Annotated in this window: 16 protein-coding genes; 7 read left to right on the plus strand and 9 right to left on the minus strand. The window is 38.4% G+C overall.

The window, feature by feature from the left end:
- Positions 1-304: 304 nt before the first annotated feature.
- The 3 genes from PN471_RS09890 to PN471_RS09900 are packed head-to-tail and all read left to right on the plus strand — an operon-like array spanning position 305 to position 3867.
- The gene (locus PN471_RS09890) at positions 305-1873 is read left to right on the plus strand and encodes a serine/threonine-protein kinase (RefSeq protein ID WP_271776692.1); all 1569 of its coding nucleotides are present in this window, start codon (positions 305-307) and stop codon (positions 1871-1873) included.
- Positions 1874-1927: 54 nt separating this feature from the next.
- A complete protein-coding gene (gene bioD, locus PN471_RS09895; protein WP_442867146.1) occupies positions 1928-2605 on the plus strand; it encodes a dethiobiotin synthase in 678 nt (225 codons plus the stop codon).
- Between the two features lie 41 nt (positions 2606-2646).
- Complete coding sequence (locus tag PN471_RS09900) at positions 2647-3867, plus strand: M20 family metallopeptidase (RefSeq protein ID WP_271776694.1); 1221 nt, start codon at positions 2647-2649, stop codon at positions 3865-3867.
- Positions 3868-4046: 179 nt separating this feature from the next.
- On the opposite strand, the gene gatA is transcribed toward PN471_RS09900, so the two are convergent.
- The 5 genes from gatA to PN471_RS09925 form a co-directional block, all read right to left on the minus strand.
- Positions 4047-5507 (minus strand): Asp-tRNA(Asn)/Glu-tRNA(Gln) amidotransferase subunit GatA, encoded by a 1461-nt coding sequence (gene gatA / locus PN471_RS09905; RefSeq protein ID WP_271776695.1) that lies wholly within the window; start codon positions 5505-5507, stop codon positions 4047-4049.
- A 338-nt stretch (positions 5508-5845) separates the two neighbouring features.
- Entirely contained in the window at positions 5846-7735 is a 1890-nt protein-coding gene (gene ilvB, locus PN471_RS09910) for a biosynthetic-type acetolactate synthase large subunit (protein ID WP_442867147.1), read from the minus strand.
- A 134-nt stretch (positions 7736-7869) separates the two neighbouring features.
- The gene (locus PN471_RS09915) at positions 7870-9126 is read right to left on the minus strand and encodes an MFS transporter (RefSeq protein WP_271776696.1); all 1257 of its coding nucleotides are present in this window, start codon (positions 9124-9126) and stop codon (positions 7870-7872) included.
- Between the two features lie 31 nt (positions 9127-9157).
- Entirely contained in the window at positions 9158-9751 is a 594-nt protein-coding gene (locus tag PN471_RS09920; protein WP_271776697.1) for a hypothetical protein, read from the minus strand.
- A 57-nt stretch (positions 9752-9808) separates the two neighbouring features.
- Positions 9809-9940 (minus strand): hypothetical protein, encoded by a 132-nt coding sequence (locus PN471_RS09925; RefSeq protein WP_271776698.1) that lies wholly within the window; start codon positions 9938-9940, stop codon positions 9809-9811.
- Between PN471_RS09925 and PN471_RS09930 the strand changes: the two genes are divergently transcribed.
- Positions 9939-10919, plus strand: coding sequence for an aldo/keto reductase (locus PN471_RS09930; RefSeq protein ID WP_271776699.1), 981 nt, complete (start codon positions 9939-9941; stop codon positions 10917-10919). The genes PN471_RS09925 and PN471_RS09930 overlap by 2 nt on opposite strands.
- Before the next feature lie 81 nt (positions 10920-11000).
- Here the strand turns inward: PN471_RS09930 and PN471_RS09935 are convergent, their stop codons facing one another.
- Together PN471_RS09935 and PN471_RS09940 are read right to left on the minus strand one after the other, a co-directional pair.
- Positions 11001-11843 carry a DNA methyltransferase gene (locus tag PN471_RS09935; RefSeq protein ID WP_271776700.1) on the minus strand — a complete coding sequence of 281 codons (843 nt, stop codon included), beginning with the start codon at positions 11841-11843 and terminating at the stop codon, positions 11001-11003.
- A 181-nt stretch (positions 11844-12024) separates the two neighbouring features.
- Positions 12025-12978: a DNA-methyltransferase gene (locus PN471_RS09940; protein WP_271776701.1), complete on the minus strand. Its 954-nt coding sequence runs from the start codon at positions 12976-12978 to the stop codon at positions 12025-12027.
- Positions 12979-13361: 383 nt separating this feature from the next.
- Here PN471_RS09940 and PN471_RS09945 point away from each other — a divergent pair, with 383 nt between their 5' ends.
- Together PN471_RS09945 and PN471_RS09950 are read left to right on the plus strand one after the other, a co-directional pair.
- Positions 13362-14237, plus strand: a complete 876-nt coding sequence (locus PN471_RS09945; protein WP_271776702.1) for a hypothetical protein — start codon at positions 13362-13364, stop codon at positions 14235-14237.
- Positions 14238-14385: 148 nt separating this feature from the next.
- Positions 14386-15591, plus strand: a complete 1206-nt coding sequence (locus tag PN471_RS09950; protein WP_271776703.1) for a DUF4336 domain-containing protein — start codon at positions 14386-14388, stop codon at positions 15589-15591.
- A gap of 16 nt (positions 15592-15607) precedes the next feature.
- Here the strand turns inward: PN471_RS09950 and PN471_RS09955 are convergent, their stop codons facing one another.
- A complete protein-coding gene (locus PN471_RS09955; RefSeq protein ID WP_271776704.1) occupies positions 15608-16417 on the minus strand; it encodes a DUF3226 domain-containing protein in 810 nt (269 codons plus the stop codon).
- Positions 16414-17565 carry an AAA family ATPase gene (locus tag PN471_RS09960; protein WP_271776705.1) on the minus strand — a complete coding sequence of 384 codons (1152 nt, stop codon included), beginning with the start codon at positions 17563-17565 and terminating at the stop codon, positions 16414-16416. The genes PN471_RS09955 and PN471_RS09960 overlap by 4 nt, the downstream gene beginning before the upstream one ends.
- Before the next feature lie 202 nt (positions 17566-17767).
- On the opposite strand from PN471_RS09960, the gene crtD reads away from it, so the two are divergent.
- Positions 17768-19291: a C-3',4' desaturase CrtD gene (gene crtD / locus PN471_RS09965; RefSeq protein ID WP_271776706.1), complete on the plus strand. Its 1524-nt coding sequence runs from the start codon at positions 17768-17770 to the stop codon at positions 19289-19291.
- Positions 19292-19350: the final 59 nt, after the last annotated feature.

A 19350-nucleotide genomic window follows, 5' to 3' on the forward strand; every position in this document is an offset into this window, starting at 1 on the left:
AATTAACTGAAGATTAAATATTTATTTTAATAAATCCCCATATCTGGAAAAATTTGCCGTGAACCAAACCGCTTGGTTTATCTATTCTGGATTATATTTGCTACCATATTGGACACATCCCGACTCAAGGCAGAATGTAAGAATAGAATAATGCAAGACTTATTTCTAGTATACACTTCCTTATAGGCGGGGTGACCGAGGAAAATTACAGAAGCTACAATTGAGACATTTTGTGTCACGTTGTGGATGGATGATGCTTTGACCAAGTTCTAGCTCAGTTGCTATTATATTCAATTAATAGATCATGCAATCACCGATTACAGTTGGTACTATCCTACAAAATCGTTACCACATAATTCACATTATTGGACAGGGGGGATTTGGGAGAACTTATCTGGCAGAGGACCAAAGACGCTTTAATGAACTTTGTGTTCTGAAAGAATTAATTGTCCCAATTACAGAAACATCTCATGGGCAAAAAGCACAGGAGTTATTTGAACGAGAATCTGCTATACTGTATCAAATTGAACATCCACAAATTCCTAAATTTCGAGAAAAATTTGCCCAAAACGGAAAGTTATTTTTGGTACAGGATTTTGTGGCTGGTAAGACTTACCGCAATTTACTCAAAGAACGTCAAGACCTGGGAAAAACCTTCAATGAAGCCGATGTACTGCATTTACTAAGAAATTTATTACCTGTTATTGGTTATATTCACGGACAGGGAATTATTCATCGAGATATATCTCCAGAAAATATAATTTTACGGGAAAATGATTTTCTGCCTGTGTTAATTGATTTTGGAGTGGTTAAGGAGTTAGCTACAAAATTACAATCATCAAGTGCTACATCTGTAACAACTGTAGGCAAGTTAGGTTACGCGCCTAGTGAACAAATGCTGACGAGTCGGGTATATCCCAGTAGTGATTTGTATGCGTTAGCTGTGACTGCTATAGTTTTATTGACTGGGAAAGAACCCGCAGATTTATTTGATGAGCAGCAACTAACCTGGAATTGGCAACAATGGGCAACGGTGACACCAGAATTTGCTCAGGTTTTACAGCGAATGTTGAGTTATCTACCGGGGGAGCGCTATCAAAGTGCGGCTGATGTGACTCAGGCACTGCTAAATACAGGCTATGGTGGTCAACCTGCGGCTAATTTATCTTCTTTACAAACTATTGCTATTGGTCATCGTCCTGACCCTATATCAAAAACATCGGAAAAGCCCCAACCTTCAGGAGATTCTGGGCAAAGTAGCTCTATTTTGGATAATGGTTGGGCATTGGGGGGTATTGGCTGTATTGTGATTATTTTAGCAGGTTTTGGTTCTTGGACTCTAGTAACTTCACTGAAAGGTAAGCCGCGTCCATTTGGAGAAACGACTACAACGCCACAATCTTTTCCTTCTCCTGTTATTCCTAGTGGGATCACATTAACACCAACTCCAATACCGACTAATAGCGAACCTGTGATTAATCGCCAAGGGCTGAAGTTAGACAAGTCTAATATGGCGAAAGTTGAGGGAACACTGCGAGAAAATGAATTAGTTCAATATAGTTTGCAAGGTAAGAGTGGGGAAAAGTTAGTTGTATCTGTCAATGAAAACAGTGGTATTGTGCTGACGATTTTAACTACCGATGGTGAAGTCGTGAATACTCAAGATCAACAAGCTACATCTTATGAGGGAATATTAGCGAATGATGGCAAATATATTATTCAATTAGGTTTGTCCGGGGGTGTGGCGGAGGTTAATTATAGTTTGAATGTGGCTTTAGAAACGCCAACTCCAACGCCGACGGAAACACCAACCCCAACGGAAACACCAACCCCAACGGAAATACCAACCCCAGGGTTTAATGGGACTAATTAACGCTAAATTAGGGGAAGAAGCAAATTAAGTTGTCATTTTTAACGGAAAACGTTGTTGAATACTTTACTGATTACGGGAACTGATACGGATGCTGGTAAAACTGTGGTGACAGCAGCTTTAGCAGCTTATTGGCAAAAATATTATCCTCAACGCCGTTTGGGGATTATGAAGCCAATTCAATCGGGGGTGGGAGATAGGGAACTGTACCAGAGTCTGTTTAATTTGGAACAGTCAGCGGAGGAAATTACACCTTTGTATTTTCAAGCGCCTTTAGCACCTCCGATTGCGGCTGCTAAGGAAAATCGTCAAGTTGATTTGGCGATCGCTTGGCGAACTTTGTTATCTTTACAAAAAGAGCGTGATTTTGTATTGGTGGAATCTTTGGGGGGTTTAGGTTCACCAGTTACCAATGAGTTGACTGTGGCTGATTTGGCGGGGGAATGGCGATTAAAAACTATTTTGGTTGTACCAGTCAGATTGGGAGCGATCGCTAGTGCTGTGGCTAATGTAGCATTAGCTAGACAAACTAAAATCAATCTGCGGGGGATTATTCTCAATTGTACCCAACCTCGCACCAAATCAGAAATTGCTGATTTAACGCCACCAGATTTAATTCGATCCTTAACAAATATTCCCGTTTTAGGTTGTGTTCCCTATCTAGAAAATCCTAGAGATTTGGAAAAACTGGCTGAAGTGGCTGCGGCTTTGGATTGGGAAATATATTGTGGGTAATGGGTAATGGGGAAGAGTTTTTTCATTTTTAATTGATAAATATGGTTTCTACATTTCCTCTGGCTTCAACAGTAAATCTCAAAAATATTCGGTTAGAAATTCGGGCTTTACAACCACAATTAGTGGAGTGGAGAAGACAGATCCACCAAAAACCAGAATTAGGTTTTCAGGAAAAAATTACCGCCGAATTTATTGCCCAAAAATTGCAAAATTGGGGAATTGTCCATCAAACTGGAATTGCCCAAACGGGAATTGTCGCTATTATTAAAGGTGAAAAACCTGGTAATGGCAAAGTATTAGCAATTCGGGCGGATATGGATGCTTTACCTATTCAAGAACAGAATCAAGTTCCCTATTGTTCTCAACATGATGGAGTCATGCACGCTTGTGGACATGATGGACATACAGCGATCGCTCTCGGTACAGCCTATTACCTCAATCAACACCGCCAAGACTTTAGCGGCACTGTCAAAATTATCTTCCAACCCGCAGAAGAAGGTCCCGGTGGAGCAAAACCGATGATTGCAGCAGGTGTACTTAAAAACCCTGATGTTGATGCCATTATCGGTTTACACTTATGGAATAATCTGCCATTGGGAACTGTAGGAGTCCGGGCTGGGGCATTAATGGCTGCTGTCGAGTTGTTTCGTTGCACCATTTTCGGTAAAGGTGGACATGGGGCAATTCCTCATCAAACAGTGGATTCTGTCGTGGTAGCAGCGCAAATAGTCAATGCTTTACAAACAATTGTTTCCCGTAATGTCAACCCCATTGATTCGGCTGTAGTCACAGTGGGCGAACTCCACGCCGGCACAGCAGTTAATGTGATTGCTGATACTGCGAGAATGGGTGGAACAGTAAGATATTTTAATCCTGATTTAGCAGGTTTTTTTAAAGAACGCATTCAACAAATTATGGCGGGAATTTGCCAAAGTCACGGTGCAAGTTATGACTTAGATTATACTCATCTTTATCCACCAGTTATTAATGATCCAGAAATTGCTGAATTAGTGCGTTCAGTCGCAGAAGCAGTCATAGAAACCCCTATTGGTATCGTTCCCGAATGTCAAACAATGGGTGGAGAAGATATGTCATTTTTTCTGCAAGAAGTTCCCGGTTGTTACTTTTTTCTTGGTTCTGCAAATCCAGAGAAAAAATTAGATTACCCTCATCATCATCCCCAATTTGATTTTGATGAAACAGCTTTACCAATGGGTGTAGAAATGTTTGTCCGCTGTCTGGAAAAGTTTTTTGTTGAATAGTCTGATTTATTATTTGTCTTGGCGACTGGAAGTCGCAGCTACACAGGCAAAACCCACCTATTCCTTCGGAACGCTCCGCGAACGTGGGTTTCCAGCCTTTAATTTTTCGTTAGTCCACGCAGGTGGACTTCGCTTGTGTAGTCGCGACTTCCAGTCGCCGGAAACTTTTCAACCATCCCCTAAGCAATTTTGGGTTTTCGTAAATGCCAATTAGTTGATTGTTCATAGGCATAAGCTACTTGGAAAAGTTGCTCTTCTCCTAGCACTTTACCAACTATTTGTAGTCCAATTGGTAGACCTTTACTATCAAAACCGCAAGGTAAACTGATTCCTGGTAAACCAGCTAAATTAGCAGGAATAGTCATTAAATCATTTAAATACATACTCAAAGGATCAGTTGTTTTTTCTCCGGCTCGAAATGCGGTAGTCGGTGCGGTGGGAGAAATTAAAACATCTACTGATTCAAAAGCTTTTTCAAAATCTTTTTTAATCAGAGTGCGGACTTTTTGCGCTTTCAAATAGTAAGCATCATAATAACCAGCGGAAAGGGCATAAGTACCAATCATAATCCGGCGTTTGACTTCTGCCCCAAATCCTTGAGAACGAGTTCGGGTGTACATTGATAAAAGATTATCTGCATCAGGAGAACGCAAACCATATTTCACACCATCGTAACGCGCCAAGTTAGCTGATGCTTCTGAAGGGGCGATAATGTAGTAAGTTGGTAAGCCATAGCGGAAACTGGGACAGGAAATAGGATGAATTTCTGCACCTAATTCTTGAAGTTGATCAATGGCTTTGGTGACTGCGGCTTCTACTTCAGGATCTAAACCTTCACCAAAGGTTTCTGTAATCACACCAATTCTGAGTTTTTTTCTAACTTTGAGATCCGGTTTTAAACTAGCTGCATAGTCAGGAACTTTGATTTTGAGACTGGTGGAGTCTTGTGGATCATAGCCAGCGATCGCACCCAATAAAATAGCCGCATCTTCCACACTGCGTCCAAATGGTCCAATTTGATCTAGAGAAGAAGCATAAGCCACCAAACCATAACGGGAAACTAACCCATAAGTCGGTTTCATCCCCACCACACCGCAGAATGACGCAGGTTGCCGAATTGACCCCCCCGTATCTGAACCCAGGGAAACTACACATTCGTCGGCTGCTACCGCTGCGGCTGAACCACCGGAAGAACCACCAGGAACACGGGATAAATCCCAAGGATTAGCGGTAACTTGGTAAGCGGAGTTTTCTGTAGAACTCCCCATTGCAAACTCATCTAAATTAGTTTTACCTACGATCACACCCCCAGCGTCAGCTAGTTTTTGGGTGACGGTGGATTCGTAAGGTGGCACAAAATTTTCCAAAATCCGGGAAGCACAGGTGGTGACTATCCCCTTAGTACACAAATTGTCTTTAATCCCGATGGGAATCCCTGCTAAGATGCCAATTTTTTCTCCCGCAGCGATTTTTGCATCTACAGCTTGAGCTTGTTTTAAGGCTTGTTCTGTCGTGACAGTGAGAAAACTGTGCAGTTTTGGTTCTAACTCTTGAATCCGATTCAATGCTTCTTGAGTGATTTCAACGGCAGAACGTTCTTTACTGATTATCTGTTCGTGCAACTCGCGGATGGATGCCATAATTGTTCTCTTTAAGGAATCAAGTCATTGATTTTAGCATTTACAGGACTGGGGATTGGGGAATTTGCGTCTAAACTCCTGAATCTTGTGGGGGTTGGTGTCAGTGAAGCTAAAAAGTCCGTATTTAACCCCATTGGTGTCAACTTAAGCTCAAATCCCTACCACATCTCGTTCCTAGTCAGAGACTAGGAATGCAGTTGATGAGGCTCTGCCTCTAATATTATTGAAGGTAGAGAGGTCTCTGACTGGGAATGAGATGACTTGAGTTTTTATTACCAATTACCTATTACCAATTACCCATTACCAGCCTCAACGAGATAACTAGCAACTTGAGTTAACTACAATTTTGTTCCACACTCAGAACAGAAATTATGATTAGCTTGGTTTTGAGTCCCACAATTGCTGCAAGAAATTGATTCAACTGCGGTTCTTGGTGTTGGGTTAGGCAAACCAACCATTTGCGAGTTGTTCTTACCAGGGGCTACCATGGGATAGCAGTTTTCATCTCTGGTAACGTGGACATTGACAATTACAGGTCCATTGTGTGCCAGCATTTCGGCAATTTTATCTGCCAATTCTTCCCGCTTGGTAATCACCATGCCTTTGATGCCATAGGCCTGTGCTAGAAGCTCAATATCAGGCATTCCGACTTCCATGTTAGAAGATGAATAACGCTGTCCATAGAAGGCTTCTTGCCACTGCCGCACCATGCCTTGCCAACCGTTATTTAAGATCAAGGTCTTGACATTAATGCCATATTGTGCTAGAGTCCCCAACTCTTGCAAACACATTTGGAAACTGGCATCACCGCTAATACAGACTACTTCTTCGTCAGGGAATGCAACTTTTACACCCATAGCCGCAGGGACACCAAAACCCATTGTTCCTAAACCGGCGCTAGAAATCCAGCGTCTTGGTCCATTTTTGAGGAATTGAGCCGCCCACATTTGATGTTGACCGACATCAGTGGTGTAAAATGCTTGGGGTGCTTGAGTGCCAACTTCAACAATTACCTCTTGGGGGGAAATGCTGTCGGCGTAATGGGGGACAATTAAAGGATAATCTTGTTTCCAACTGTTAATTAAGTTTAACCATTCTCGATTTTGGTTAGGTGTGACTTTGGTATTTGCGTCTTGACATCGGTGTAATAAGTCTTTTAAGACGTTTTTAACATCACCAACAATGGGAACTTCGGGAACGCGGTTTTTACCAACTTCTGCGGGGTCAATATCAATGTGAATGACTTTAGCTAAAGAGGCAAATTCATCTAATTTACCTGTCACGCGGTCATCAAATCTTGCGCCGACGCAAATTAATAAATCGCAATCTGTCACGGCAAAGTTGGCGTAAGCAGTACCGTGCATTCCCAACATTCCCAAGGACAGGGGATGATGTTCGTCAAATGCACCGATACCCATTAAGGTGGTGGTGACGGGGAGATTAAATAATTCTGCCAGTTGTTTGACTTCTTCGTGGGCATTAGCAGCGATCGCTCCTCCCCCAACATACAACAATGGACGACGACTTTCGCGAATTAATTGAATAGCTGCATTAATTTGGCGCGGATTTCCCCTCACAGTGGGACGATAACCCGGTAACTTAATAGAACCGGGCGCGACAGGCACATAATCAAACTCTTCTAAAGCCACATCCTTGGGAACATCAATTAAAACAGGACCCGGTCTACCAGTGCTGGCAATGTGAAAAGCTTCAGCGACAATCCGCGCCATGTCTTTGGCATCACGGACTACATAGGAATGCTTGACAATGGGTAAAGTAATCCCGTAAATATCTGTTTCTTGGAAGGCATCTGTCCCAATTGCCGCCCGTGGTACTTGTCCCGTCACCACAATCATGGGAATAGAATCCATGTAGGCTGTAGCAATCCCTGTAACTAAATTGGTTGCCCCGGGACCGGAAGTACCAAAGCATACTCCAACCTTACCAGTAGCACGGGCGTAACCGTCGGCAGCGTGGGAAGCACCTTGTTCATGTCTAACTAAGATATGCTTAACCGTACCCCCGGCTTCTATTTTATAAAGGTCATCATAAATCGGTAGAATTGCGCCACCGGGATAACCAAAAATATGCTCAACACCATGACGGATGAGACTATCTATCAACGCGAAACCGCCAGATGCCCGTTTTGGTGAGGGAATTGACGAATTAGATACAGGAGACTGCTGATTATTTTCAGATTTTGGGAGACTGATTGATGACGAAACCACAGTTAACCTCGAAGTATAGCTAAAATTAACGCTTAGATTCTGTATTTAAAACTTCATTTTAATGTAAAAATTTTCACAATTGCAGAGAAAGCCGTATTTATTAGCGTTAAGAATGGACTATGATTGTACAATTTCTAGATCACATCTTGCAATACCCGCCGAGTATTTTGCCAAGTCCACACACCAATAGCCCCGACAACTATACTCATTCCCAATAACACCGCCGATAATCCCCAGACATTGACGAGCTTTGTCGTAATTAATAGAGGTGCGGTGAGAGCGATATTAATGGCATGATTTTGAAAGCCAAAGACTTTACCGTGCATTTCTGATGGTGTTTCTTGTTGAATTAAAGTTTGCATTGGCACGTTGACGAACGCTGCACCCACACCTAAGAAAATACAGAGTCCTAATGCTAAGGGTTGGTTATCAATAAAAATGAAGAACCCTAATGAAAATGCCATAATCAAGAACCCAATTAAAGGCAATGGTTTACGATGAAGACGATGACCAAAATTTCCCAAAATCGCCGCACCTATTACCATACCCACCCCCGCTGCCGCGACGAAAGAACTAAATTCTTCTGGAGCTAAATGTAACCTTGCTGCCATACCAATGGCTAATTCTATCAGGGCGGCAAATACGCAGTATAAGGTGACAATTTGCAGCATAGCATTCCAAATTAGCCGATTTTGTCTGAGATAACGCAGTCCTAACAGAAATTCATCCCAGGGATTAATTGGGACTGTCTCTTCGTGAATGTGCCTGTGTTCTCGAAACTGAATTGGCATCATAATTACGGCAGACAGGATGTATAAACAGCCAACCACCAATTCTTTACCAAAGCCTTTGTTGAAGCTGTCAAACCAATTTAACATGGGAGTGGCAACTGCATTACCAATAATTAATGCTGCCATCATTGTGCTGCTAAATAGGGCATTGGCAGCCATTAAACCTTCTTTTTTCACCAACAGGGGAATTGCCGCTTGTTCCGCTGGGGCAAAAAACTGAGTGACTGTGGAAATAGCAAATGTAAAGAATAAAAGTATACTAAATTCTCGTGGTAAGAAGGGAACTAAGATCATGAATAATCCCCGTATCATATCTGAACCTACCATAATCAGCTTTTTTGGCACACGGTCAACAATCACACCACCGGCAGAACCAAACAACATTGCTGGCACAGTAAATGCCATATACAAATAGAAGCGTCCGTCACCTGCTACGTCATTAACAGGTAAGTAGAGTTGGAGTAAGGCAATCATTAAGACAAAGAATACCTTATCTGCCAATTGGGAAATCAGTTGACCAATCCACAGGAGCATAAAACCCCGGTTTTTGAGTAGTCCGGTAAAACCGTTATTAATAGCAGTAGGTTCAGGAGGAAGCATTAGATACTTGGGAATGGGGGATAAATAATCACTATTTCTTGTTATAGCGTTCTAATAGGAGATTGAGAAATTCAGATCCACTCAGGTAGTTTTTAATTGGTGAGAAGCCAACGGATGGGTTTACCCACTTTCCTCGGACAGATTGGGGAGAGTGCCACATTGATAAGTGGTCAACTGCTGGATCGGCATAAAAGTTATCTTCACCCATACCGAGATAGGCTGAAGTCCAATGGGTGTAATGATCATGACTCAAACGATGAATGGGGAAATTACCCCCTAGAGGGACTCCCCAACCATCAATAGCAATGAAGGCTTGCACATGACCTCCCCAAAGTTGCCATGCTGTAGCCGCACCTATACCGCCAATGACACCAGCGCTAAAGCATAAGAATATAAGAGGCGATTTTAGCTTATTATTGAGGCGATCGCTAGGCGCTCCCAAGCGATCGCACAAAAAATGTAAAATATGAAATGTTGATAAAGTTAAATAGCCTTGTCCATGATAAATCAGTATATCTACTTGATTTTTATTGCTGCAACTGTCTTCGGTTAGATTTAAACAGCCTTGTACAAAGCTTTTAGTTAAATCTGGTTCATGGATTCCCGGACAAATAATAATGGGCATTTACTTGATTTCGATATGATGAATAGGAAAGATACATTTTATGCAATAAACCGTGAATTAAATTTGATATTCCTTCAGGAAATCTTTTGCTGTTCTAATTGCAATTCCTTGATATTCAAATAAAATTAGTAAATCTTGATCACCTGTAATCATCACATCAGATTCAGCAGCAAACCACTTCTTAATCATGCTAACTAACAATTTATTAAATCTCCCTCTCATGGGTTGCGGAACTTGGGCTTGGGGAAACCAACTGCTCTGGGGATACGATGAAAGTATGGATAACCAGTTGCAAGAGGTTTTTAATCTCTGTGTCAGCAATGGAATTACATTATTTGATACGGGTGATTCTTACGGTACAGGCAAATTAAAGGGACGCAGTGAGTTACTTTTAGGGAAATTTGCCCAAGCATATCAGGGAATAAATCAAGAAAATATTTGCATTGCTACTAAGTTAGCCGCCTACCCTTGGAGATGGACAAGAAATTCAATTATATCAGCTTGTCATGCCTCTGCAAAAAGATTAGGTAAAAATGTTGATTTGGTGCAAATGCACTGGTCTACAGCTAATTATGCACCTTGGCAAGAGGTGGGTTTATTAGATGGTTTGGGTGATTTATATGAGCAAGGTTTGGTAAAGGGTGTGGGTTTATCTAATTATGGAACTAAAAGACTGTTATGGGTGCATAAAAGATTTCAGGAAAGAGGGATACCGATTAAAACTTTGCAGGTACAGTATTCACTTTTATCTACTTATCCTGTGACGGAATTAGGTTTAAAGGATGTTTGTGATGAGTTAGGAATTAAATTAATTGCTTATAGTCCTTTAGGGTTGGGTTTATTAACCGGGAAGTTTGCGGAAAATGGCAGTTTTCCCCAAGGTATTCGCGGATTTTTATGTAAACAGTTATTACCGGGAATGAAGCCACTTTTAGGCTGTTTACAGGAAATAGCAAATACGCGAAATAAAACTATGTCTCAAGTTGCTATTAATTGGTGTATTAGTAAGGGAACAATTCCCATTCCTGGGGCTAAAAGTCTGGAACAAGCACAGGAGAATATTGGGGCTTTGGGCTGGTTTTTGAGTGATGCTGAGGTGATAGAGTTGGATAATGCTGCGGATAGAGTGGAGAAGAAAATGGTGCAGAATATTTTTCAGACGAAGTGAGGTAAAAACAAATATCTAAAAAATAAAATTGATGCGTCCTAATCCACTATTTATTAGTAATACTGATTGTGGGTTGCATTACTATATGTATTTTTGTAAAATTCTTTGCCAAGCTTGAATATGAGCATCTTTAATTTCCGTTGAATTTCTAGCATCTCTTACTAATTCTTCAGTATATGTGTTAATAAATTCATGATAATCTTCTATAAAACGTAAGTAATATTTTAAAGTATTCACAATACCATTAGCAATAATTTCTAACCCACGTTCTCTTTTAATCTTCAAAATCAATTCATTAATATATTCTTCTTCATCTTTATTAAGAAAACAGTCTTTGTATGTAGTTAGAATATAATACCTTTCTATTGTTGTATTGGCAGATTTTCTTACTATATCTAATATCATATTTCTATCAATAGGAATATTATGTTTTATTTCTAATATTTCAAATGGATTGTTATGATTATCTCTTATTTCTATATCACCATAACCAATTAGTTGTAAAAAAGGTGTAACTAAACTTTTACTCCTTAATGGTAATTTAACTCCCTCTTCAAAATTCCAAATAATTTCTGCGCGTGTCGCTTTAGTTAAAAATGCAGTTTCTTTATTAGCATATTTAGGAAACTTACTTTTAAAAAATGGTGTAGTTACCTTAGTATCAAGAACTCTAGCAGAATATCCATTGATAAATTTAGCCATGTGTAACCTGATATCTTGTTCAGGTTTAATTATTTTCTTGAGTAGGGTGGTAATAAGTACCTGAATTAAAGATTTATCGGTTTCTATTTTTTGAATAAAAATATCTACAAAGTTTTTTATTTCTTGATCAAATTCTGTAAATGATTGATTTTTAACTAATTCTAGCGCTTGCTGATAGGATTTTTCTAATCTTTCTATTTCTTGATTATAATCATATTTCATATAAATAATTCCTGCTGCTGAGAATCAGATTGTTCCATACGGTTATTAGCTAAGTTTACATAATCAGGATTTATGTCAATTCCTAAATAATTTCTATTTACAGCAAGTTGTCATCAAACCCGGAACAAAAACCCCACCCCCAACCCCTTCCCCGCAAGCGATGAGGGGGCTAAGATGTACCTTATATGATTGGAAATCGCTGTAAATTTCTAGCTGCTATACAAGTTGTACCACTACCACAAAAAGGATCAAAGACAAAATCACTTTCTTGAGTTAATAATTTAATCAGTTCTTGAATAATATACATCGGATAAACTGCTGGATGATGATTATTTTTAGTAATTTCTACGGGACTTTGAATAATGTCTTTTTTCATCGTGTTTCCCAAAATTCTAATAATAGTAAAACCATTATTCTTGATTTGGTTATTTCTTCCTCCATCTTGTCCACCATAAGCTAATTTATGTACACCATGAATTTTCATTCTAAATCCTTCAATTTCTCCATTATGTACTGCTAAAATAGCTTGATTTAATGCTTTAATGGCATGATTTTTTTGTTCTTCACTTAAGTCAGAATTCTTGATTAATTCCAGATATTTTTTACCTAATTTATCAGATGGTTTACTTTTAACGCTTTTGTTAAAGTTATCTAAGTGTTGTAAATAATTATCTAAATTAAAATAATAATCTTTTGATTTAGCAAATATGAAAAAAGGTTCTGTGGCTTGTATTAATTTTCTTTTATCTTGACGTGGTGTCGGATTGAGCTTTGACCATGTAATTTGATTAATAAGAAAAATATTTTGATTTTGGGTGGCTTGAATTGCAAATTTATAAGGAATTAGAGATAAACTCCCGTTAATATATTTATCTCCTAAGTTAAAAACTATTACTCCAGTTTTTTTCAAAACGCGCACACATTCCCCAAAAACTGTGAGGATATTTTTTAAATATTCTGATTCAGTTGTTTCATTACCGATCCCTAAATCACCATTTCCATAATTACGTTGCTGAAAATATGGTGGTGAAGTAATGATTAAATCAAAAGTATCATTTTCTATTTGTTTGAGTACAGATAAATTATCCCCAAGAATAATTTTATTTTTGAGGTCTGATATTGCTCGTAATTTCATGTGACTTTATGCAATTTAAATTTAATTTGTAATTATGTATTTAGGTCAATACCTTGTCCATTTTTCGTAGGTCGGGTTAAGCGACAGCGCAACCCGACGCATTTGTTGGGTTATGGCTATCGCCACACTATGGCTAACGCCACGCTCCGCGAACGTACCTCAACCCAACCTACAAATCAGGACTTTTTTCCATTTGGACAAGGTATTGTAGGTATAACAGCTTTTGTATATTTTAAAACATTATCTCAATAAAATTTAATAATTTAACTTTTCAAGCATCAATCACACGCACATAACTACTACATCAGAAAAACGTGATATTTTGAGTATAATGTAAGTTACAGGTTAAATACTCAATATTCAAGAATACTATAAAATTAGCAATGCTAGAAAAATTAAGATTATATTTCCCAACAATTCCCAAATCTAATTATCAACCCCAAAGCCAAGACACAGATATAGAAGCTGATATTTATTTCTTTCAAAAATGGCGACAATTATCATTAAAACAACGCATGGAAAGATTTGTTTCCCATGAACGAGGAGTAAAAAAACTATGTCTTGTAGGAATTAAATCTCGACATCGAAATTTCACTATACAGGAAATTCGTGATCTATTTACTCGTGCTGTATTAGGAGAAAAATTTACTCCTGATTTTCCACCAAAAGGTATTAATGAAAATATGTGGATTCAAGATTCAATTTCTTTAGCAGGGGAACTACATCAAATTTTTGAATCAATTAATATTGATTATTATGTAAGTGGTGGTGTTGCTAGTTCTATTCATGGAGAACCCCGTTCTACTCGTGATTTAGATTTAGTTATAGAAATTAGTCAAAATCAAATAGATTTACTGGTAAAAACTTTAGAAGCATCTGGATATTATTGTCCAGCAGGTGCGGTAGAAGATTTGCAACGAGGTTTGGGAAATATCTTGAATATTACCCATACAGAAACTATTGCTAATGCTGATATATATATTACTGATAATTCACCTTTTGCTATATCACAAATGAATCGAAAAATATTAATTGATGTTGAGGAAATTCCCGCTTTTTGGATAGCTTCAGCAGAAGATACTATTTTACAAAAACTGCGCTGGGGAAAGGGAAGTAAATCAGAAAAACAATGGCGTGATGTTTTGGGGATAATTAAGTTACAAAGTGAAAATTTGGATTATGGTTATTTAACAGAATGGGCAGAAAATTTAGATTTAGTTGCTGATTTGAGTGAGGTATTAACTCAAGCTGGAATATGAAATTAATATGAAAATCACTCAGGGTGAAAAACCCAATCTTGATAAAAAATCAAGAATCTTATGTTGATTACCCCCATAATTTGCTAAACTCCAAATTTAGAAAAGCAAACAAAAATCTGAGTATTGGGAATTGAGAGAGGTTGGTAAAGTGGTAGAAAGTGGAGATATAGAACAAATTCATCCCCAGGATTTTTCATGGCGGTTTTGGCCTGTTGTGCCAATTTATCCTTATGGTCAACGGCGCACTATTCGCAAAGAAGTTGTTAAAGATACTATCTGGACTTTTGATCAATTACAGGGAATTTTCTATGTAGTTGTGCCAATTCGTATGACTGTAGTTAAGCTTGAACAGGGCGGGTTGCTGGTTTATGCACCTGTCGCACCAACGGGAGAATGTGTTCGCTTGCTGAATGAGTTGGTAGCAGAACACGGTGATGTTAAGTATATTATTTTGCCCACGATATCGGGAATAGAACATAAGGTTTTTGTTGGTCCATTTGCGCGAAGCTTTCCCACTGCACAGGTTTTTGTTTCCCCTGGACAATGGAGTTTTCCCATAAATTTGCCTTTAAGTTGGTTGGGTTTACCTGGTAAACGGACTCACATACTGCCTGAAAATAGCCAGGAAGCTCCTTTTGCTGAGGATTTTGATTATGCAATCCTCGGACCGATTGATTTGGGGTTGGGTAAGTTTGCAGAGGTGGCTTTTTTCCATAAGCGATCGCACACTCTCTTACTTACAGATACCATAGTTTCAGTACCAGCAGAGCCACCAGCAATTGTTCAACTTGACCCCTACCCCCTACTGTACCACGCCAAGGATAAAGCCTTTGACATGGTTGCCGATACCTCAGCAAATCGCCGCAAAGGGTGGCAGCGAATCACATTATTTTCCTTATATTTTAGCCCCAGTGTGTTAGAAGTACCTACATGGAGTGAAGCATGGCGTAATGCCCAAACAGCCCCAGAACGGTCAAGAAAAGCCTATTTTGGGTTTTTCCCCTTCCAATGGCAAGAAAATTGGCAAGAATCATTTAATATTCTCCAAGGAAATGGGCGCATATTTGTTGCCCCAATTTTACAAAGTTTGATTCTCAATCGCGCCCCCCAGGAAACTATAAATTGGGCTGATAAAGTTGCTAGTTGGGATTTTCAATGGATTATTCCCTGTCATTTTGATGCCCCAATTAAAGCCACACCGCAGCAATTTCGGCAAGCATTTACGTTTTTGGAAAAATGTAGTTTATTTAGTAATAATTATCCTTTACCGGAGGATGATTTTAAGTTATTGAGAAATATTGATTCAGGGTTAAATAAGTTGGGTATTGTCCCACCTGCGAGGGAAAAGCTATAGAATTATAGGCTATTATTCAAGTTTCTAACTTTAACAAATTTCTTAAAAACTCAGTGAAATCTTTAATAGCTGGAATTTCCGCTGTCTCAAGACTAATCCAATCATCACATTTAATAGTTACCGTATTTGTCGCACCTGGTTGAAGAACACTTGCCACTGTGGCAATTATAGCTTTTTGTTGATCAAAAGGTTTCCACTTTAACTTTTTCTTCCTCTCTTCCTCAGAAAATTTATCTATATATTCCTTTGCTCTTTGCATATATTCAGGATAAACTAACTCTCCACAATCACAAATTAAAGTGTCTAACACACCTTGTTGAGAATTATCTGGTAATATGTAAATTCCTAATCTTGGTGAACCTTCTATGACATTACCACTCTGACTAACTATGATGGGAAAATTAGAAAAGCATTTCTCAACCTCATCAAACCCATTATTACACTTTTTTGCAAACCCATTATGATACTTTTCTGCCACTTCGTTAGGTGTATTGTTATCAGCATCAGCTACTATTGCAAAAGCGAAAAGAGTTGAAAGATCAATATCAGATAATTTATCTCTCAAATTGCGAATTAACCCATCTCCTACACCTACATATATAGCTATTGAGAAATTATCATTATAAAATATTTCGGGCATATCTAATCTTTGTGTTAATTTCCCTTTTTTTGAAGGATATACAGGAATAAATTTACGCCAAATTTCATCTAATTTAGATACATCATCATCAAGTTTAGAAAAGTCTAATAATTCACACAATATCCTAGATACAAAAGCCTGATCATGAGGACCTTCCACGCCAATTAAAACATATTTCCGACTCACCAACGCACCTCCTGACCTAATTCTTCTCTTAATCGTCTTAATCTATGTCCATCATGTCTAACTACTTTTGTTTTTCCTTCCTTTGGTTCTAAGCGATAAAGCACCAAATCTGAATCTGATTCAGTAACTTCTAATAAAGCATCAACAGCTTCCAGACTATGGGTAGTTGCAAATATTTGAACATCCATTTCTGTACACCACTTAACTAACCATCGAAAAGAATTTTGTAAGGCTTCTGTATGAATTGTTGACTCTAATTCATCAATTAAGAGAATACCACCTTTAGCACTAGCTAGTTTAAGAGCTATATGTAATAAACGACGGATACCATCACCAAAAGTGCTAACTGGTGCAAGTCCTAGTTTTTTATGTTGAATATATATACTAAATGTAGATGTAGATTGTGGCGGTAATAAAATTTCTATATCCGAGATATTGTTATCTATTTTTTGAAGTAACTCCAGTACATCTGCTTGAAAGTTTTTAAATCTTGCATCTGAAAATAACCGAAATGGTGATTCAAAACGGTGAGATACAGGTGTAACTATAGATGTACATAAGCTTAAACCTGGCTCTCTTTTTCTAGATGGCCTAGCTAAAACTTCATTTTCCCATAACTGGAAAGTTTCTATGAAATGAGGAGTATTATCAAACAAATGTAATTGTTTTGTATATACTTCTATTTTAAAATCAATTCCTTTTCTTAATCCTGTTGCATCATCATGATCAATTTCATCATCTGTAATATCAATAGAATTACTTCTTCTTTTGTTTGTAGACAGGGATATTCCCTCTATCTGCTCATAACTAGCTTTTAATTGTTTAATAAAATAAGCACCATCACTAGATATAAGAATAGTTGGTTTATTAATTTCTGGATTTATAAGTTCAGTATAGCGTGTAAATAACCATTTTAAAGCATCTATTGGAGGAATACGATCTTGTCTACTTTCTGCGTCTCTTTGAAGTGCTGTACTAAACCATTCTCTAATATCCAGTGGATGACAGTAAACAGATAATGCTTCTAGAACACTGGTTTTCCCTGAGTTGTTAATACCAACAAGCAGGTTAACCCTTCCGAGATCCTTTAGTTCTAAGTCTCGAAGTCCTCTAAATTGATGAATTGTGACGTTTTCTAAATTGCTCATAGGCTTATTTTAGCTCAAGCTGTGTACCATAGATTATTTTTCTAAAAGCTGTCAATCCATAACATACCATATTGATAATGTAAATAGAGTAATCTACCATTTATTTGATCGTAAATAAATCTGATATATTAGATGTTAATAATGATGATTATTTGATTAGATCATATCTCATTAATTCCTCTGAAATTGAAGTTAATCATCAATGTCAAATCTTACTGATCCAAAAAATCAATCCCGCGTTATTGTCATTGGTGCGGGTATAGGTGGACTTACAGCAGGAGCATTATTAGCACATAGAGGTTATAATGTCCTGATTCTTGACCAAGCAATTGTTCCTGGTGGTTGCGCTTCTACTTTCAAACGTCAAGGATTTACTTTTGATGTTGGTGCGACCCAAGTAGCGGGTTTAGAACCTGGGGGAATTCATCACCGCATTTTCTCAGAATTAAATATAGAATTACCCGCTGCGACACCTTGCGACCCAGCTTGTGCTGTATTTCTTCCGGGAGAATCTACACCCATTAATGTTTGGCGTGATTCTCAAAAATGGCAAGCAGAACGCCAAAAACAGTTTCCTGGAAGTGAACCTTTTTGGCAATTATTAACCACTTTATTTAATGCTAGTTGGGAATTTCAAGGACGTGATCCGGTTTTACCACCCCGAAATTTATGGGATTTAGGACAATTAATTCAAGCTGTCCGTCCGAGGACATTTATTACTGCACCTTTCACTTTATTGACTGTGGGAGATGCTTTACGATTATGTGGTTTAGGAAATGATCACAGACTGCGGACATTTTTAGATTTACAACTGAAATTATATTCTCAAGTTAGTGCGGAAGAAACGGCTTTACTTTATGCAGCTACAGCTTTGAGTGTATCCCAATTACCCCAAGGTTTATTTCATCTGCAAGGGAGTATGCAAGTTTTGAGCGATCGCTTGGTAGAATCTTTGGAACGAGATGGTGGTAAGCTATTAATGCGTCACAATGTTGAAAAAATCCAAGTCGCCCATAACCAAGCTAAATCTGTCATCATTAAAAATCAGAAAACCGGGAAAACTTGGACAGAATCAGCAGATCATATAGTTGCTAACGTCACCGTGCAAAACTTGGTGCAATTATTAGGAGAAAATGCCCCTTCTGGATATAAACAAAGAGTCGAAAAACTTCCACCAGCATCCGGCGCTTATGTGATTTATTTGGGTGTAGATAAAAGTGCAATTCCTCCTAATTGTCCACCGCATTTACAATTTTTATATGATGTAAATAAACCTATTGGCGAAAATAATTCCCTATTTGTATCTGTGAGTCATGAAGGAGATGGTCGCGCACCATTAGGAAAAGCCACAATTATCGCTTCTTCCTTTGTTGATTTTATCCCCTGGTGGGAAACTCAAAATTATCAAGAGTTAAAACAAAAATTCACTCAAGATGCTATATCCAAACTTTCTGAATATTTCTATTTGAAACCAGAAACTATTATTCATGTAGAAGCTGCTACGCCTCGCACCTTTGCTGATTATACAGGTAGAGAAAAGGGAATTGTTGGTGGGATTGGTCAAAGGATTCCTACCTTTGGACCCTTTGGTTTTGCGAATCGAACACCTATTCGTAATTTGTGGTTGGTTGGTGATTCTACTCATCCTGGAGAAGGAACTGCGGGCGTTAGTTATTCAGCTTTAACGGTAGTTAGGCAAATTCAAAGTCAAGGGAATAGGGAATAGGGAATAGGGAATAGGGAATAGGGAATAGGGAATAGGCAAGAGGGAATAGGGAATAGGCA

This window comes from Aphanizomenon sp. CS-733/32, assembly GCF_028330045.1.
Taxonomy (GTDB): domain Bacteria; phylum Cyanobacteriota; class Cyanobacteriia; order Cyanobacteriales; family Nostocaceae; genus Dolichospermum; species Dolichospermum gracile.